Consider the following 18,479-nt stretch of genomic DNA (forward strand, 5'->3'; position numbering starts at 1 on the left):
AGCCTTGCAAACACTGAAAATCATAGTGCTTCTAAAAAATAAATTCATTTTTATAATTGATAATCAATAAGTTACAGCAGTATCTTAAAAATAAGTAATAAAAATATTGGTAAAATAATATAGTCGATGTACCTTTGCGCTCCGTTTGCAAGTAAATGCTCCGGCATAGCTTGCTTAAGTATCAATTATAATTTTAAAACAGAAACAAATGTCTCTAAATCAATTGAGCTACAGAACACAGTCTGCAAATGAGAAAATCGTAAAACGCGATTGGTTCGTTGCTGATGCAACTAATCAAACATTAGGCCGTTTTTGCTCTAAAGTAGCTGCTGTATTACGCGGTAAAAACAAAGCGTATTTTACTCCACACTTCGACTGTGGCGATTATGTAATCGTTACAAACTCTTCTAAAATCGTTATGACCGGTAAAAAACTGGATCAGAAAGATTATCAAACTTACTCTGGTTACCCTAATGGTCAGAAACACGAATTAGCTAAAAACTTATTATCCCGTCGTCCTAACGCTGTTATTGAGCGCGGTGTAAAAGGTATGTTACCTAAAAACAAATTAGGTCGTGCTATGATCAAGAAACTGTTTGTTTACGAAGGTGCACAACATCCGCACGCGGCACAACAACCAAAAGAATTCAAATACTAATATATTTCTCTCTGAGAATTCAAAATATTATAATATAAATGGAAAAGCAAACAAATGCAATTGGTCGTCGTAAAGAAGCTGTAGCCCGCGTATATATCAGCAAGGGTTCAGGTGCTATCAAAGTAAACGACAAGGAATATACTAACTATTTCCCATTAATCTACTTACAGAATCAAGTAGAACTGCCATTCAAAACTATTGAAGGTGCTGACAAATTTGACGTTGTAGTAAACGTTAAAGGCGGTGGTCCAAAAGGTCAGGCTGAAGCGATTAAATTAGCGATTGCCCGCGCTCTGTGCGAAATCAATGCTGAATATCGTCCTTCCCTGAAGAAAGAAGGTTTATTACACCGCGATCCACGTGCTGTTGAGCGTAAGAAATTCGGTAAACGTAAAGCACGCCGTAGCTTCCAGTTCTCTAAACGTTAATTCGCATATTACACTTCATTACTTATGGAGTGTGCATAGTAAAATTTTTTTCAAAACAATACTTAATATATTCCAACAATGGAAGAAAATAAATCATTACATCAGCAGTTATTGGAAGCGGGCGTTCACTTTGGTCACCAAAGAAAGAAATGGAACCCGAAAATGTTACCATACATCTTCAACGAGAAGAATGGTATCCATATCATTGACCTGAACAGAACAATCGAAGGTTTACAAGAGTCAGCTGCAGCACTGAAACAAATCGCGAAAAGCGGTAAGAAAATCATGTTTGTAGCTACTAAAAAGCAAGCTAAAGAAATCGTTTCTGAAGCAGCTGCTAAAGTAAACATGCCTTTCGTTACAGAAAGATGGTTAGGTGGTATGCTGACCAACTTCCAAACTATTCGTAAGAGCGTTAAGAAAATGCAATCTATCGAGAAAATGTTAAACGACGGTACGCTGGATAGCGTAACTAAAAAAGAGCGTCTGACTTTAACTCGTAGCAAAGATAAAATGGAAAAAGTACTGGGTGGTATCTCTCAAATGGGTCGTACTCCTGCTGCTCTGTTCATCGTTGACATCAGTCACGAACACATCGCTTTATCTGAAGCTAAGCGTTTAGGTATCACTACCTTCGCTATGGTTGATACTAACAGTGATCCTACTAAAGTAGATTTCGCAGTTCCATCTAACGATGATGCTACTAAATCTATCGCGATCATCACTAACTACCTGACTGCTGCTATCATGGAAGGTCTGGAAGAAAGAGCACAAAACAAAGAAGTAGACGATCAAGAGCAAGAAGTTGAAGTTGCTGAGCGTCTGCGTGGTCTGGATCTGGATGAAGAAGAAGCAAACAAAGATGGTAAAAAAGCTACAGCGGGTAACCGTCGTGGTGGTAACACCGGTGGTGGTGCTAACAACAACCGTCGTGGTCCTGGTGGTCCAAACAAAAGATAATAAAATTGCAAACAATTTTATAGATACATTAGTAAAGGCGTTCATATATGAACGCCTTTATTTATTACCTTTGTATCATATTATTAACGCATTATTTTATCATTATTATGCTGCCCGAACGATCTGCTGTGCAAGGAAAAGAAGCATTCTTGGTAGCACAGGAAGCACAAAAGCCGGAAAGATTTTTCTGCTCCTGTATCCGACAATGCGAACTGAAAAAATGTTGTAAGAAATATAAAAGAGGCAAACGGTGCAAAAGTTGCCCGAAGAGATAATATACTCTATAATAAATAAAGCAGGACTTAAGGTCCTGCTTTATTTATTATAGAGTATCCGCATGTAGTCAACTATTTTATTCGTCCTTTTGTCCGGCAACAAAAGGAACAAAAATGCCTTTGTTTTCATCAAGGCGAAAGGTAGCAAATAACTATAATTAGGCAACTAAAATATAACGCTAAATTTTGTTTCCTTTAAGTGGATACTCAGTTTTTATAAATTGAAAATAAGTTTAGAAGGGAACGTCACCGTCATCCGGAGGTGGTTTGAAACCTTTAAACTGGTTTCCTCCCATTTGATCCTCATCATCAAAGTCTACAAAGTTATTGGCTTTGGACTGTAAGGTCTTAAATCCGCCGCTATCTGCACCACCCTGTGTATATACACCACTGTTGCCGAAATCGTCCGCATTTTGTATGCCTGTGAACGAAGAGCCACTATTGCCTCCCCATTCCTGCTCACCCTGCAATTCCACAAATTTCTGGTATTCCAGCTGGGCAACCAGTTTTACACTATCCAGGCGACCATTACGGTGCTTGGCTATATTGATATGTGTTTCTCCTTTTACGGTTTCGCCATGCTCATCATTACTGATACCGTGGTATTCCGGACGATAGATGAACATTACCATATCGGCATCTTGCTCAATCGCGCCGGATTCCCTAAGGTCACTCAGCTGCGGGATCTTACCCTTATCACCGGAACGCGTTTCTACCGCACGGCTTAACTGAGACAGGGCAATGATCGGAATACTCAGCTCCTTGGCTAGCCCTTTCAGCTCTCGCGATATTTTGGAGATCTCCTGCTCACGGTTACCACCATCGCCGGTACCATGCATCAGTTGTAAATAGTCAATGATAACCAGCTGAATGTCATGCTTCACTTTGAGACGACGGCACTTTGCCCTCAACTCAAAGATATTAAGACCTGCCTGGTCATCAAGGAATAAAGGTGCTTTTACCAGGCGATCCATACGCTCGGTAAGTTGTACCATTTCATAGTCTTCCATTTTACCCCGGCTGATGCTCTCCAACTTCACTTCTGTTACCATACTCAGCAAACGCTTTACGAGCTGCGTATTGCCCATCTCCAACGAGAATACAGCAACACCCTTAGGCTCAGGACTTAGCGCCGCATTTACCGCCAGATTGAGCGCAAATGCCGTTTTACCCACAGCGGGACGGGCGGCAAGAATGATAAGGTCCGTTTTCTGCCAGCCACCGGTAATTTCATCCAGTGAAGGGAAGCCGGTCGGTACACCGGTAAGATCATCTTTCTTTTTACGGGCTTCTTCGATCTCATCCAGCGTACGTACCAGGATATCTTTGATCGATTCAGAATCTTTTTTCAGGTAGCTGTTCCCAATATCGAACAGGTCTTGCTCTGCTTTATCCAGCAGTTCAAACACATCCGTCTTATCTTCGTATGAATCCGCAACAATATCGCCTGCAATGCGGATCAGCTCACGCTGAATGTATTTCTGCATTACAATACGGGCATGCGATATCACGTGAGAGCTGGTTACAACTGACTGCGTGATTTTCGTCAGCTGGTATGCACCACCAATCAGTTCCAGTTCGCCGGTACGGCGCAATTCTTCCATTACCGTCAGCAAGTCGATCTCGGATTTTTTATCCTGTAACCGCTGTATGGAGGCATAGATAATCTGGTGCGCATTTACATAAAAGCAATCCGGTTTAGGCAGGATCTCCATCACATCCGAAAGCTTGTCTTTCTCCAGCAGAATGGCTCCTAGTACGGCTTCTTCGATCTCGCGCGCCTGTGGTGGGACCTTACCGTAAATAGCAGACGGATCTGTTGTGGCTTTTGACTTTCTTCCGGGATTCAGATTCTTTTTAACGTTCACATCCATATGGCCTAAGTGTTTTTTTCAGGTATACTAAGAGGAGTACCTTTTCATTTTTGGGATAGCGAAGGTAAGTTCAAAATCGCTAATAAAACCGCTTTAAAGGAAGTTTAATTTTCCAATCGTAGGTGCTCATCTTATGCACATAAAAGTAAGGTTATCAACTGCACTACCGCTCTTTTTAACATATTTATACCATTATACACATAAAATAAACATTATATCAACATAGTTATCCACCATATTAAAATCGCTCAGGGTATAGAGAAAGTACTTATTGAATTTTGATTTCATTCCCCGAAATAAGCTGTACCTTTGCAGGCTATTACAAACCATCAAATCCAACATACACAATGGCTTTAATAGCACCTTCGATCTTATCGGCAGATTTCCTTCAGTTAGGCAAAGACGTAGATATGGTGAACAGCTCTGCAGCAGACTGGTTCCACCTGGACGTTATGGACGGCCGTTTTGTACCTAATATCAGCTTTGGACTGCCCGTGATCAGTGCGATCAGCAGACAGGCTAAAAAGACCCTGGACGTACACCTGATGATCGTGGAACCGGAAAAATATGTACAAGCATTTGCTGCTGCCGGTGCACACAACCTGACAGTACATATCGAAGCCAGTACTCATTTACACAGAACTATTCAAACCATTAAAGCAGAGGGTATGAAAGCCGGTGTTGCTGTAAATCCGCACACCCCTATTCACCTGCTGAATGATGTTATTGAAGAACTGGACCTGGTATGCCTGATGAGTGTAAACCCGGGATTCGGCGGTCAGCAGTTTATTCCTCAGACCCTGAAAAAAATCCAGCAATTACGCCAGCTGATCAATGATAGCAACAGCAATGCCCTGATCGAAATCGACGGTGGTGTAACGCTGAACAATGCTAAAACAATTATTGATGCCGGTGCAGATGTACTGGTTGCAGGCAACACTGTATTTAATGCCGCAGATCCGATTGCGACTATTGCAGCGCTGAAACAATTATAATATTACTCGTTCTTATGGACATGAAAAAGGCCTGTACTATGTACAGGCCTTTTCTATAATTGGTATTTCTTAATCAACAATTTCCATAAATTCTACACCGCACTTCTTCAGTTCCTTCAGTATAGGCACATATACTTCCGGCATAACCGGTATATGCACACCAGTAAGGTACTTTGAAGGCAGTCCGTCCTGGATAATGCGTTTAGCCAGTATCGCCATAGGCAGACCCACAGTCTTCGCCATCGCACTGAACAAACGGTTTTCGCCCTTCACTACGAGGTTAGATGTCAGCAATACCGGAACACCTTTACGCTCATATGCAACCTGGTGCTGCATTACCACCATGTCCTTATCCAGAACATGCAGGTTCCATTTATCTTCCAGTACATCCTGTATAATATCGGCAGAGCTGAACAGCCCCTGGCGTTTAATCTGCTTTTTGGTATCAAACATATCCAGCCATTCCAGCGCTTTCAATACCTTATCATCGATACCGTATTTTTCAGCAACAGCTATTTTGAAATTGTCTGTAATCGGGAGGTCTGTTTTGAAGGAGATCCAGTCTGCATAAGACTTTCCTGAAGTATCGAAAGCATCTTCTTCTGTAGTCAGTCCCATCTTGATCACAAAGCTCCAGGCTTTAGAGAATGCAGGATGACGTAAAGTTGCTCTCATAAAAGTGCTGACCTCACTCAGGTCATACAAATCTACATATTTGAGAGAATCGCGGTTGGGATAGTAACTTAAGGTACCCAGCCCTTCTACTTTAATCTTTTTATTATTGACATACAGCTGATCATAGTCCATCTTCTGCACCTTACCGTTTTCCATCCATTCGGCACCGGCCTTACCTGCCAGCACTACATTACGCGGGTTCCAGCTGATCTTGTAATGCCAAGGGTTATCATCGCTTTCCGGAGCAACTAATCCACCGCAGAAACTTTTAAAACTTTTGATATCTCCTGCAATTTTCTGAATGCTGTGAATGATCTGCATCGCGGACATATGGTCAATACCCGGGTCCAGTCCCATCTCACACATAAACAGCAGACCGGCTTCTTTTACGGCCTCATCCATGGCTTTAATTTCCGGAGAAACGTATGAAGAGGTAATGAGGTGTTTTTTATATTTAAGGCAATCCTGCGCCAGAAGAAAATGCAGACTTGGGGGCAGCATGGATATCACCAGGTCGGAACCGGCTACCAATGCCTCTCTCTGCTCATTATTGTGTACATCTATTGCCGCTGCAACACCTTTGGGGTGATTGTTGAGTTTTTCCGCGATAGCCTCAGCAGAAGCGTCCATTACCACTACTCTCCATTCCTGCCGTGCATTCTTCAACAAATAATCTATCAGATAGGATGATGATTTTCCTGCACCGGCTACTAGAATCGTTTTCATTATTTTTATGGTCTGTTTTAAAGAATCTTTATTGATAGGAAATGAAACTCATTTGTAAATTTGCTGCAATTTCCCAAAAAGTATCCAAAAAAGGGCACTTTATTTCAAAAAAGTCTAAAATTCAAATAATCGCAATATGATCTGGCATGATGGCATACCTACTCTAGAGGCTGTAAACGAGATGTCCCGAAACACTCTGGGCGCTCACCTCAACATGATTTTTACCGATATCGGAGCTGATTACATAACGGCCAGTATGCCGGTTAATCATACCACGCACCAACCTATGGGATTGCTGCATGGCGGCGCTTCTGCTGCCCTGGCAGAGACTGTAGGCAGCGTAGCCGGCTGGCTCTGTATCAATAAAGAAAAGCAAAACTGTGTAGGCCTGGAGCTGAACTGTAACCACATAAAAGGCAAAAGAGATGGTACCGTGTATGCTACGGCAAGGCCGCTGCACATCGGGGGCAGTACGCAGGTATGGGATATCAGGATTCTGGATGAACAGGATAAACTGATCTGTGTAAGCAGGCTTACGATTGCGGTGATCCGTAAAATTGCTCCATAAAAGATCGGGACTAATAGTCCCGATCTTTTATAAAATCATCTATGTTTATCTACTGATCTTGGTAACCATATGTACGTCCTTTTGTCCGGCAACAAAAGGACCAAAAGTGCCTGTTTTCATCAAGGCGATTGCTAGGCACCGGCATTTTGTACCGTTGCGTGCTTTGATCGTCTGAGCTTAACGTATGGTCCGTTCGCTGCTCAGCGATCGCATCTCCAACCAAAATGACTATCGCTGTGATGAAAACAACAAGCGATCCGTACAAAACAGATCGCTTAGAATGGCCTTATAAATCCGGCGTCAAGAAAATCATTGGCTCGGTTGACAAAGTCGGGAACCAAAAGAGTAATATTGGGTATTGCTTGCTAAATGCAGGTAATCAATTCCTTTGATTCTGTACAATTAAGCATATTCCTGCATGGCTGCCTCCAGTGCACTCTCCTGGTCAAATAAAGAGACCAGTCTGCGGATTACATTTTCTACCTGAGCATCCGGACAACTCGCTCCTGAAGTGATCATTACCCTTAACGGATTTTTACCCATTGTATAATCTGCAGTTGTATGCTCCTGCTTATCTGATAATACGAAGTGACGGATATGCTCCTCGTCAATCAGGCAGGTTTCATTATTGATAAAATAGGTCGGTAATACCTCCTGGCAGAGCTCTACAAGATGAGAGGTATTGCTGGAATTGTATCCACCAATTACCAGGGCAATATCAGCCTCATGCTGCAGCATTTCCGTAACCGCATTCTGATTGTCATTGGTAGCATAGCAGAGAGTATCCCGTGTATCGGCAAAATGGTTTTTCAGCAGATCGTCATCCAGCTGGTAATGCGTTTTAATGGTTTGTTTCAGGTATTCTGCAATACCTTGTGTATCGCTGGCCAGCATGGTAGTCTGGTTCACCACTCCGATACGGCTCAGATCTTTTGCTACTTCAAAGCCGTTTGAATATTGTCCTTTAAACTCTTCATAAAACTGCTCCTCCGGTAAGGCTCCGGTTATGTATTGCGCCAGTCGCTTTGTCTGGTTCATATCCTTCACCACTATGGTTGGTGTATTGGCTTTGCTATGAGAGAAGGTTGCCCTGGTCTCTTCATGATTCGGCTTGCCATGCACCACAATAGTGTAGCCCTCATTACCAATTTTCTCGGAGCGATTCCATACCTTTTCTACAAAAGGACAGGTCGTATTATACAGGGTTGGTTCGATTCCTTTTTCTTTCAGAATCGCCTCTATTTCAAGCGTGGTGCCGAATGCCGGTACAATCACGATATCATCTTTATGCAATTCATCCCAGGAAATCAGCTGGTTACCTTTGGTATCCATGATAAACTGCAGCCCTTCTGCGAGCAGATCAGCATTCACCTGCGGGTTATGGATCATTTCGCTGAGCAGGAATATACGCTTACCCACATTATCATGAATAGCCTTAAACGCAATCTCAATCGCATTCTCCACCCCATAACAAAAGCCAAAGTGGCGGGCAAGGATAATCTCCAGTTTATTCAGCTTGAGTATACTGGGCGCAAAATCTTTCTTTAATTTATCCAGGCCTTTGCGATGTGCTTTAATGGAAGTGATGATCGGACTTCTGTAATGCAGGGGTACTTCAAATGATTTCATTGCTGCAAAGATAGGTTTTTCCGTGATGACAAAAAGAGGCCAATTTTACATATATAAAAATAAACTATACCAGCATAATCAATCCTAGCAAGGGTTTTAATTAACAAAAAAATATAAAATAAATTTGGTTATGAAGAAATATAGTCTATATTTGCTATTAACAACAACAAAATTTTCATCATTTAAAAAACATAAAAGATTATGAACAAAGCAGAATTAATCGACAAAATCTCCAAAGACGCTGGAATCACTAAAGTGCAAGCCAACGAAGCTTTAGATTCTTTTACAAGCAGCGTAATCAGTGCGTTAAAAGGTGGCGATAAAGTTACTTTAGTAGGTTTCGGTACTTTCTCTGTATCAGAACGTTCTGCTCGTAACGGCCGTAACCCACAAACCGGTGCAGTTATCAAAATCAAAGCTCGCAAAGTTCCTAAGTTCAAAGCGGGTAAAGAATTCGCAACAAAAATCGGTGGTAAGAAGAAATAATCTTACCCATTTACATACGTAACATGCGAAAAGCTTTTTGGAGTTTTTCGCATGTTGCATTTCATAGCAAGTATATCGCAGGCTGAAGAAGAATGCCAACATACTTTTTCTGTATCACCTTTTTTTTATACATTTGCACAAATTTCATTAACGATTAAAATTTATTACCATGGGCAGAGGTGACAACCGTTCTAAAAGAGGTAAAATTTCAAATGGTACATTTGGAGTTAACCGTCCGAAAAAAGCTAGAAATGCTAAAGCAAAAGCTAAAGCTTAATTTCCATAAAAATCTTTCCTGAATAAATATTAATTTTAGGGAAGATTTTTTATTTTAATCAAGCAGCATCATGAAAAACCCGATTATAAGATTAAGGAGTTTTGTAGAATACCAGGCTTTCGGTGTATGCACCAAGCTGGGCGAAAAAATGGGCATCGCCTCTGGCAAGATCCGTTTATGGTTTATTTACATCTCTTTTTTAACACTGGGTTCTCCACTGATTATCTACATGATAATGGCCTTCATCCTCAATATGCGTCAATACATCTGGCTGCGCCGACGCAATCCGCTCCGTGCCTGATTTATGATTTAAGGTTTCCTTAAGCAATTAGGCCATTATATTTCGTTACTTTTGCGCCGGATAAACCCTACTCATAAGGCTCATGGACGCAATTCTCGATTTTCTGCATAATCTTACCGACCCCAACTGGATTATTGACCACGGTGGATACTATATTGTTTTAGCAATTGTATTTGCCGAGACAGGACTGTTATTGGGTTTTATTCTTCCCGGCGATTTCCTCCTGTTTATTACCGGTACGATTATTGCAAAACCGGAAGCCCTGACTCCATTCGACAACCATATACAGAATATGGTTTTCTGGGAACTGATGATCATACTTGCAGCCGTACTGGGCAATATGGTCGGATACTGGTTCGGCCGTAAATCGGGTAAATATCTCTTCGAAAGAAAGGACACCTGGTACTTCAAAAAGAAACATATTATACAGGCCAAAGATTTTTATGAGCGTAAAGGCGGCGGTGCCATTATCCTTGCCCGTTTCCTCCCTATTGTTCGTACCTTTGCGCCAATTGTAGCCGGTGTTGTAGGTATGAATTATAAAAAGTTTATGCTGTACAATGTGATCGGTGCCGTGATCTGGGTGGGCCTGCTCGTAACTGTTGGTTACTTTCTGGGTCGCAATCCATGGGTAGAACGTAATCTCGAGTACATCGTACTGGGTATGGTCCTGGTCACTACGGTACCAGTGCTGTTCAAAATGATCTTCGGCAAATCGAAAGCCGATCAGCTCCCGGCCAATGGCAAAACTGCTTAGTCTGAAAAAAATATATACATACCTTCTGGCACTCTGCTGCCTGCTGCCCATCGCCCCGCAAGCGATGGGTCAAGCATTTAAAGACACCCTGAAAGACGTGTCTGTTACCGAACAACGTAAGGTATACCAGCAGGATGTGAAAAGTACTTTCCAAACCGGACAGACCCGCATCAGTATAGACAGCATAACCCTGCTGCAATACCAGCAGCTCTCACTGGCCACACTGCTGGCACAGCAAAGCACCGTGTTTGTCAAATCGTATGGCATCAACAGCATGGCTACCCTATCCTTCCGCGGGGCCTCTTCGGCCCAGTCGGCAGTACTCTGGAAAGGTATACCCATCCTGAATCCGGCACTGGGTGTATCGGATGTGTCGATGCTCCAAACCGGACTGTTTGATAAAGTAAGCCTGCAATATGGCAGCAATGCCGCTATGCTGGGCAGCGGAAACGTAGGCGGATCACTGCTCCTGGAGCAGCAATCGGAATATGCAAAAGGCAATCACTATCGTATAGGCCTGGGAGCCGGTAGCTATGGCCGTAAAGAAATCAATACTCAGATCATTCTGCAGCCTAAAAAATGGCTGATCAAATGGAATGCATTCGGTCAGCTGGCTAATAACAATTTTCCCTATACCGACCTGGACGGAGCGGCGGTACACACCAGCAATGCCGGGTTAAAAGCCTTTGGTAGTATCCTCTCTGCAACATATAAGATAGATCCGACACAGCACATCAGTGCTGATGTATGGTACCAGCGTTATTATCGCGAGATACCCAAAGCCATGTTCGAAGACTTTTCGGCCAAAGTGCAAAGGGACGCTTCTTTACGCACTTTACTGCACTGGGAAAAACTGCATCGCCAGAACACCTTCTACGCTAAATTCTCCCTGAATAAAGAGGACCTGCATTATACAGACTCCTCCTTCCTGATGGATAACCGTAATACAGTATATCAGTATTACCAGGAACTGGGCTGGAAAAATAATTTTCATATCAGCGGCACAAAGGCCACGCATACCATCCTGGTCATGTTACCCTTTCAATATGCGACCATACACCTGCCGGGCAATGAACGGCAACAACAACAAAGACCGGCACTGGCCGCTGCATACAAGTACCTGAGTGGCAATGAGCGTCTGGGTATACAGGCCAATCTGCGCCAGGAATGGAATATGGGTACAGCCTTCCCCTTACTACCGGGTATAGGAGTACATTATGCACTGGTGCGAAATGCACGCTGGCAATGGTCATGGGATGCTACCCTGCAGAAGACATACCGCTTGCCTACCCTGAACGAACTCTATAACTTTCCGGGAGGCAATGAACAGTTAAAACCGGAACAGGGCTGGAACCGCGAGCTGGCCTATACTCTACACTGGGACAATACCAAAGGAACGATACAGTTTGACCAGCAGGCCAACTATTTCAACCGCCATATCAAGGACTGGATATACTGGCTGGGTGGCGCCATCTGGACTCCGCATAACATTGCCGAGGTGCATAACCGCGGTATAGAAACGCATAACACCCTGCGCCTGCAACTGAGCAAACCGCTGCAGCTGCAACTGGGCCTGCGTACGGCATATGTACTCTCTACTACAGAAAAGAGTGATATGCCTAATGATAACAGTATTGGCAAACAGATCCCTTATACCCCACGATATAACGGACAGATCAATATAGGCCTGCACTGGAAACAGTTGTTTGTAAATTACAACCACACATATACCGGTTACCGCTTTATTACTACGGATGAATCGCTGTATACCCTGCCCTATAACCTGGGCAATGTACAGGCTTTATATACCTTTACGGCAGGTGCTGTAAAAATGCAGGCCAGCCTGCAGGTACAGAACCTGTGGAATACGGCTTATGTAGTCATTGCGCAAAGACCTATGCCACAGCGCTATTGGGTTGCCGGACTGCAGTTTGAACTTTAAAGATAAACACATGATGTATCAGGATACCATAGTAGCCCTGGCTACTGCCCCAGCCGCCGGGGCCATCGGCGTCATCCGTCTTTCCGGAGACCAGGCTGTGCCTGTGGCCAATGCTTTATTTAAAGGCAAAGACCTCAGCAAGCAGGCTACGCATACCCTGCATTTCGGCACGATTATACGTCCGGATGGGGAGATTGTGGATGAGGTCGTGATCGGACTGTTCCTGGGCGGCAAGAGCTATACGGGGGAAGATACGGTAGAGATCAGCGGACACGGATCTTTGTTCGTCCTCAACCAGATCATCGAATTATGCGTAGCGAAAGGCGCCCGTCTGGCTGCACCGGGAGAGTTTACGCAAAGGGCTTTCCTGAATGGCAAACTGGACCTGGCGCAGGCAGAAGCTGTTGCCGACCTGATTGCAGCAGAAAACAAGGCCTCTCATCAGGTTGCCCTCAGCCAGATGCGCGGGGGTATCAGTACCGAATTACAAGGCCTGAGAGATAAACTCATACAATTTACCGCATTGATCGAACTCGAACTGGACTTCTCTGATGAAGACGTGGAGTTTGCAGATCGTACGGCATTCAAGCAATTGATTGCTGATATACAGCGCCATACCGGACAACTTATTAATTCATTTGCCTATGGTAATGCGATCAAGAATGGTGTACCCGTAGCCATCATCGGTAAGCCCAATGCCGGTAAATCCAGCCTGCTGAATGCTTTGCTGAAAGAAGAAAGAGCAATTGTAAGCAATATTGCCGGTACCACCCGTGATACTATCGAAGAGGTGATGAATATTGAAGGCATTCCTTTCCGTTTTATCGACACCGCCGGTCTGCGCGAAACAGAAGACGTGGTAGAGGCAATTGGTGTGAGTAAGGCTAAAGAGAAAATTGCACAGGCACAGGTTATCCTGCATTTGTACGAAGATAATGATACCGGATTATTACAGGAGCTGGCCGATAGCCTGAAGGGCAAGATCGTGTTCAGCCTGCGCAATAAAGTAGATACTCCTATTACCGAAGAGACTAATGCTGTGCAAGAGGAAGGTAATATGTATCTCATGGATATTTCCGCTAAAACCGGCTACCATCTTGAGTTGCTGAAGCAACAATTATTAGAATCGGTACGCGGCGGATTTGCGGACTCTGCAGTGATCATTACCAATACCCGCCATAAAGAGGCCCTAATGCGGGCGCAGGAAGCGCTGGAATCGGTTACTCATGGTCTGGAGATCGGGTTGAGCGGCGATCTGCTGGCCTTCCATCTGAAAGATGCGTTACTGCACTTAGGCTCTATTACGGGTAAAATTGATATCGACCGCGATATTCTGGGTACGATCTTCGGGAAGTTTTGTATTGGGAAGTAGCGGAAAAGCTGGATTGGGAGCATCAACAGATCACGGATTTTGCTCCGTTCTAACTCGGCATAGGCCTCTGTTGTCGAATTATTCTATGGTGCTGGCCTACCAGGAAAAAGTATATTGGCTACAGATCGAAAAATTGATGCACATTATCCAGCTGCAGGCATAGCAAGGGTAAGGCTTTTGCCCTGTGTACGATAAGCAGGTCCCAGGCCAATCCAATACGAGAGCACAATAGATCTTTTAAGCTCCCCGCCTCCCCAGTTCTGCTTTTTAGGCTTGTGCAGGTGTGCCCAGGCCAGGTAAATGTCATAGGAGGGCAAAAGCTGAATGTATTTTGAGGGATTGTATACCGTTGAACTTTCGCTCCAGTATTCTTTTAAAAGCAATGATGTATTTAAATAGCCGCTAAGACTACGGCTATTTAAATACATCATACAATTTTGGCTACATTAAAACAAATACAGACTTTTGAACAAGTCTGCTATGGCAATGGATACAGGCACAAATTTAACTGCGGTATTTCTTCTGAAATACTTTGGATATTTCCAACTTATACTCGCTGAGGCTTGCCTTTCCTTTAAGCATCCGAACCAGCCTGTTGATACGAGTAATCTTGGTTTCCAGCAGATCAGGGTGCACCAGGGGGAGTATTACATTCTTAGACTGCTTAGCCCCGGGAAAACGGTTAAGTAAGCGTTCTGTTTCTGTTGTATTCCGGGTATTTACGGCCACGAACATATTCTGTTTATACCAAAATTTCACTTCAGGAATATTCCAGATCAATGGACGGATCACATCATAGCAATCATAGCCTTTAGCATTAAACAGCTTAACCCAAAAGTCGGGCCATTGCTCGTTCAGATGGTTCTGCCCGCCCTGGCCTGGGATAGCGGCAGAGAATACCACAACATCCGACATACCGGTAAGATCACCAACAATTTTTTCAGCGTATTTTTCATAAAGATGTTCTGCAAACTCAAAACTGATCGAGAGATCAAACCGTTCTTTCACCTGGAGATCTTCCATTAAGTTTTTAAGTAACAAGTCATCTCCTTTCAGCTTCTGCAATGTATTATTGCTCCACTCTCCGTCGATGCCTAAGACTTTTTTTACGCCGCACTCCTTGAATTTATACAGGAAATTACCAATACCGCAACCCAGGTCCGATACAGATTCCGGAGCAAAAAGGTCATATAAAATGGGAGCGATTACTTCGGGGTCCACGTCATTATGCTCGTCACTAATGTGCAAATACACGTCTTTAAACATAAAAAATTGAGTATTTATATATTTCAAAAGTAGAATAAAAGGTAAATATAGCTATTCATTGTTTAATTCTTTGCGCTAAAAATAAGCTACAGCAAGTACAGACTCCTTTGCGCCTATATGTTCTGTTCTCTCTAACTCAAACTATTTGTCTTCACTACGCGTCACATCATATCGCCCGCAGCGGAGATATTGCTATGTCACTATAGGACTACACTTTATCAGGAGATTTCTTGCGACACCCGTTTGCTCAAAATGAGGTAGTACGGAACACTATTTTCTGAGCCTTTGGACATTATAGTACCACCAGCCTTCCTCCATCAGCGGCCCATCGCCTGAGATTTTTATGTTATTTTTTCAATTATTTACATAAATAAAATTTCAAAATACACCTGTAGTAGTTTTACTACTATTTAAATTAAATAATATATATTTATATGTATTATTTAATTGATTATTAATTTGTTAAGTAAATTTATTTGTGAAATAATTTGCATTTCACCCATTGAAGTGAGTATATTTGGACCGCAAAAATTAATCCACTTTCAATCCCCTTGTATGAAGAGAATTTTTACGGCATCGCTCCTCCTCCTGCTATGTCCGCAACTGCATGCGCAGACCTTACCGGTAACCAATGGCCTGCAACTCTGGCTGGACGCCTCTGATGTAAATGCCACGGGCACTAACCCTTCCAACGGTGCACTGGTGACTACCTGGAAAGATAAGTCGCCTGCAGCCCGCCAGGCAGTGCAGATCAACAACCAGACTGCGGCTATCCTGAACAACAACCAGATCAATGGCAAAGCGGTAATGCACTTTACCAGAACCAGCGATCTGATCGGTTCTGTATTCAACGTATCCAACCTGGATATCCGTGCAACAACAATGAATGCGGTAACTATATTTACCGTATATCGCCAGGGCACTAATGTTGTTTCCCAGCAAGGACTCTGGGGCAATGACAATGCCAACTGGGACCGCTTCTTTATGACCATTTTTGCCAATGGCAGTTCGAATGGTGCAGTATCTGTAGGCACTTCTGTACCTAACTATGTTGGCATCAACGATGCGGGTGCCGTAGGCGTAACCAAACTACTGACTGCTGTATATGACCGTGGCGTAACCAATGGTTCTACAATCTACTATAACGGCAGCCCGGTACAATCGGTAACCGACAATACCCATGCAACTGATGCCCAGACTTCATTCTACATTGGCTGGGATGGTGATAATAACTCCTTTGACGGCGATATAGCAGAGTTGCTGGTATTTAACCGTAAACTGACTTTATGTGAGATTCAGCAGGTGAATAAATACCTGGGCACCAAGTACGGTTATACCTATTCTACCGTAAGCATTACCCCGAGTGGCAGTACAGCGCTATACCCGGGCAACAGTGTTAGCCTTAATGCTACTACCGGAAGCTCATACCAGTGGCTGAAAGATGGTAGTCCGATCAGCAATGCTACTGCACAAAGTTATACCGCTACTGTTCCCGGTAGTTACCAGGTGATCGTAACTAATGGTTGCGCAGATACTTCTGCGGCACAAGCTGTTACAACCGCAGTTATGCCTGCCCCTGGTCATGCCCTGAACTTCGCAGGCGGTGCAAGCGGCAATGATTATGTTGATCTGGGAAATATCCCTGCTACCAGTGTAAAAACCATGGAATGCTGGGTGAAGTTCAACGACTTTACCGGCAGCCAGGAGATCATGAACCGCTCTATTACCGGTTATGGCATCGAGCTGTTGTTATACAACAACAACCTTGCTTTCTTCTGTATGGATGGCACCAATAACTCGAGCGTAACCTATGCCAATACTGGTGAACTGACCATTGGTCAATGGTACCATATTGCAGCAACCTGGAATGGTACAGATAAAAATACCATGAAACTGTACATCAATGGTAAAAGCGTGGGTACAAAAAATATCGTGGGCAGCGCTATAAGCGGTGTGAGCAATACCGCTGCGTCCTTCAAACTGGGCCGCTGGTCCGAATCTGCTACCCCACGCTCTTTCAATGGTGCGATGGATGAAGTGCGCATCTGGAACACCGAACGTGCCGCTACGGAGATTCAGAATAATATGTACACTCCAATGAGCATGCCTCAGACCGGATTACTGGCATACTATATGTTCGACAACGGTGCGGCTACCGCAAATGGAAACAATGCTGCGTATACAACGGTATATGACTATACCGGCAATGGCAATACCGGCACCATTACTAACTTTGCGCTGAATGGTACTACCTCTAACTGGACAGAAAGCTATGCAATGGTTCGTCCGATTCCAACCGGAACCAGTAGTTATAGCACTTCTGGCTTTACCGCTAACTGGTCTGCTCCGACAACCGGTACGGTACAATACTACCGACTGGATGTCGCTACAGACAGCATGTTCAATAACAAACTGACTAACTATAACAGCCTGAACGTAGGTAATGTAAACAGCTACAGTATAATCGGGTTGAATAATAACCAGACGTATTATTATCGTATTACGGCTGTTAAAACCGGTACGGACGGGGTTTCTGCACCTTCAGAAGTACGCGCGGTAACTACCGGCACACCATTAGACTTTACACTGACCACTTTCGAAGCGAAAGCACAGCAGCAGTCTGTATTGCTGAACTGGCGGACGGCTAAAGAAAAAGAAACACTAGCTTTCGAGATCGAGCGCAGCAGTAATGGTACAGACTTTATGACCATCGGTCGCGTGAAAGCTGCAGGTAATGCTACCACTGCAACAGATTACCAGTTTACCGATGCCCATCCTGAAAAGGGCCTGAACCTGTATCGCCTGAAGATGATCAATGCAGATGCTACCTGGTCTTACTCCCCGATCCGCAATATACGTTTTCAGTCAGCAGCAACGGCACACCAGCTGTACCCGGTTCCGGCAAGCACTACTGTACACCTGCAATTAGCTACCGCACCGGCAACTCCGGTACAGGCGTACCTGTACGATATGCACGGTCGTGTGGTGAAGCAACTGAGCATCAGCCAACAGGATACCATCATCGATATCCAGGATATTGCTACCGGTCAATACCTGCTGGTACTGAGCGATGGCAGCAGCCTGAAAGTGGAGAAAATCTAAATATAGTAACCTAACAAAGTAAAGCCGGGACGAGTTCCCGGCTTTACTTTGTTAGGTTACTTATATAGTTTACTGCTTTATCCTATCCATTCTGATTTGGCACAAAGTTTTGCTGGATGGGCATTTCTTCTGTTACAGCATTATGAAATGTTTGTAAGATTGGGAAGAATAAGAAATCAATGTCACTT

17 protein-coding genes are annotated in these 18,479 nt (G+C 43.8%); 12 read left to right on the top strand and 5 right to left on the bottom strand.

All coding sequences use genetic code 11. The features are described from left to right. Nucleotides 1-208: 208 nt before the first annotated feature. The 3 genes from rplM (at nucleotide 209) to rpsB (ending at nucleotide 2,046) form a co-directional block, all read left to right on the top strand. A complete protein-coding gene (gene rplM, locus EMP01_RS11215) occupies nucleotides 209-658 on the top strand; it encodes a 50S ribosomal protein L13 (RefSeq protein WP_129021618.1) in 450 nt (149 codons plus the stop codon). A gap of 38 nt (nucleotides 659-696) precedes the next feature. Further along, the gene (gene rpsI, locus EMP01_RS11220) at nucleotides 697-1,086 is read left to right on the top strand and encodes a 30S ribosomal protein S9 (RefSeq protein ID WP_129021619.1); all 390 of its coding nucleotides are present in this window, start codon (nucleotides 697-699) and stop codon (nucleotides 1,084-1,086) included. A gap of 78 nt (nucleotides 1,087-1,164) precedes the next feature. Next, on the top strand, nucleotides 1,165-2,046 hold the full coding sequence (gene rpsB, locus EMP01_RS11225; RefSeq protein ID WP_129021621.1) for a 30S ribosomal protein S2: 882 nt from the start codon (nucleotides 1,165-1,167) through the stop codon (nucleotides 2,044-2,046). A gap of 508 nt (nucleotides 2,047-2,554) precedes the next feature. On the opposite strand, the gene dnaB is transcribed toward rpsB, so the two are convergent. Next, the gene (gene dnaB / locus EMP01_RS11230) at nucleotides 2,555-4,195 is read right to left on the bottom strand and encodes a replicative DNA helicase (RefSeq protein WP_129021622.1); all 1,641 of its coding nucleotides are present in this window, start codon (nucleotides 4,193-4,195) and stop codon (nucleotides 2,555-2,557) included. Nucleotides 4,196-4,542: 347 nt separating this feature from the next. Between dnaB and rpe the strand changes: the two genes are divergently transcribed. Then, nucleotides 4,543-5,190 carry a ribulose-phosphate 3-epimerase gene (gene rpe / locus EMP01_RS11235; protein WP_129021623.1) on the top strand — a complete coding sequence of 216 codons (648 nt, stop codon included), beginning with the start codon at nucleotides 4,543-4,545 and terminating at the stop codon, nucleotides 5,188-5,190. A 69-nt stretch (nucleotides 5,191-5,259) separates the two neighbouring features. Here rpe and EMP01_RS11240 read toward each other — a convergent pair whose 3' ends face one another. Continuing rightward, on the bottom strand, nucleotides 5,260-6,591 hold the full coding sequence (locus tag EMP01_RS11240) for a saccharopine dehydrogenase C-terminal domain-containing protein (RefSeq protein WP_129021624.1): 1,332 nt from the start codon (nucleotides 6,589-6,591) through the stop codon (nucleotides 5,260-5,262). A gap of 136 nt (nucleotides 6,592-6,727) precedes the next feature. Between EMP01_RS11240 and EMP01_RS11245 the strand changes: the two genes are divergently transcribed. After that, the gene (locus tag EMP01_RS11245; RefSeq protein WP_129021625.1) at nucleotides 6,728-7,159 is read left to right on the top strand and encodes a hotdog fold thioesterase; all 432 of its coding nucleotides are present in this window, start codon (nucleotides 6,728-6,730) and stop codon (nucleotides 7,157-7,159) included. A 402-nt stretch (nucleotides 7,160-7,561) separates the two neighbouring features. Here EMP01_RS11245 and EMP01_RS11250 read toward each other — a convergent pair whose 3' ends face one another. Beyond that, nucleotides 7,562-8,788: a 4-hydroxy-3-methylbut-2-enyl diphosphate reductase gene (locus tag EMP01_RS11250; protein WP_129021626.1), complete on the bottom strand. Its 1,227-nt coding sequence runs from the start codon at nucleotides 8,786-8,788 to the stop codon at nucleotides 7,562-7,564. Between the two features lie 201 nt (nucleotides 8,789-8,989). Here EMP01_RS11250 and EMP01_RS11255 point away from each other — a divergent pair, with 201 nt between their 5' ends. The 6 genes from EMP01_RS11255 (at nucleotide 8,990) to mnmE (ending at nucleotide 13,923) form a co-directional block, all read left to right on the top strand. Continuing rightward, complete coding sequence (locus EMP01_RS11255) at nucleotides 8,990-9,274, top strand: HU family DNA-binding protein (RefSeq protein ID WP_129021627.1); 285 nt, start codon at nucleotides 8,990-8,992, stop codon at nucleotides 9,272-9,274. Nucleotides 9,275-9,443: 169 nt separating this feature from the next. Then, nucleotides 9,444-9,551 (top strand): 30S ribosomal protein THX, encoded by a 108-nt coding sequence (locus EMP01_RS11260; protein ID WP_129021628.1) that lies wholly within the window; start codon nucleotides 9,444-9,446, stop codon nucleotides 9,549-9,551. 70 nt (nucleotides 9,552-9,621) lie between these two features. Then, complete coding sequence (locus EMP01_RS11265; RefSeq protein WP_237559526.1) at nucleotides 9,622-9,852, top strand: PspC domain-containing protein; 231 nt, start codon at nucleotides 9,622-9,624, stop codon at nucleotides 9,850-9,852. Nucleotides 9,853-9,934: 82 nt separating this feature from the next. Then, nucleotides 9,935-10,609, top strand: coding sequence for a DedA family protein (locus EMP01_RS11270; RefSeq protein WP_129021629.1), 675 nt, complete (start codon nucleotides 9,935-9,937; stop codon nucleotides 10,607-10,609). Continuing rightward, the gene (locus EMP01_RS11275) at nucleotides 10,593-12,551 is read left to right on the top strand and encodes a TonB-dependent receptor plug domain-containing protein (RefSeq protein WP_129021630.1); all 1,959 of its coding nucleotides are present in this window, start codon (nucleotides 10,593-10,595) and stop codon (nucleotides 12,549-12,551) included. Before EMP01_RS11270 ends, EMP01_RS11275 begins: the two co-directional genes overlap by 17 nt. Before the next feature lie 10 nt (nucleotides 12,552-12,561). Beyond that, nucleotides 12,562-13,923 carry a tRNA uridine-5-carboxymethylaminomethyl(34) synthesis GTPase MnmE gene (gene mnmE / locus EMP01_RS11280; protein ID WP_129021631.1) on the top strand — a complete coding sequence of 454 codons (1,362 nt, stop codon included), beginning with the start codon at nucleotides 12,562-12,564 and terminating at the stop codon, nucleotides 13,921-13,923. 143 nt (nucleotides 13,924-14,066) lie between these two features. Here mnmE and EMP01_RS11285 read toward each other — a convergent pair whose 3' ends face one another. Continuing rightward, nucleotides 14,067-14,354: a hypothetical protein gene (locus EMP01_RS11285; protein ID WP_129021632.1), complete on the bottom strand. Its 288-nt coding sequence runs from the start codon at nucleotides 14,352-14,354 to the stop codon at nucleotides 14,067-14,069. A gap of 73 nt (nucleotides 14,355-14,427) precedes the next feature. After that, complete coding sequence (locus tag EMP01_RS11290; protein WP_237559527.1) at nucleotides 14,428-15,171, bottom strand: methyltransferase domain-containing protein; 744 nt, start codon at nucleotides 15,169-15,171, stop codon at nucleotides 14,428-14,430. Between the two features lie 573 nt (nucleotides 15,172-15,744). Between EMP01_RS11290 and EMP01_RS11295 the strand changes: the two genes are divergently transcribed. Continuing rightward, nucleotides 15,745-18,291: a LamG-like jellyroll fold domain-containing protein gene (locus tag EMP01_RS11295; protein WP_129021634.1), complete on the top strand. Its 2,547-nt coding sequence runs from the start codon at nucleotides 15,745-15,747 to the stop codon at nucleotides 18,289-18,291. Nucleotides 18,292-18,479: the final 188 nt, after the last annotated feature.

This window comes from Edaphocola flava (assembly GCF_004118155.1).
GTDB classification, from domain to species: domain Bacteria; phylum Bacteroidota; class Bacteroidia; order Chitinophagales; family Chitinophagaceae; genus Edaphocola; species Edaphocola flava.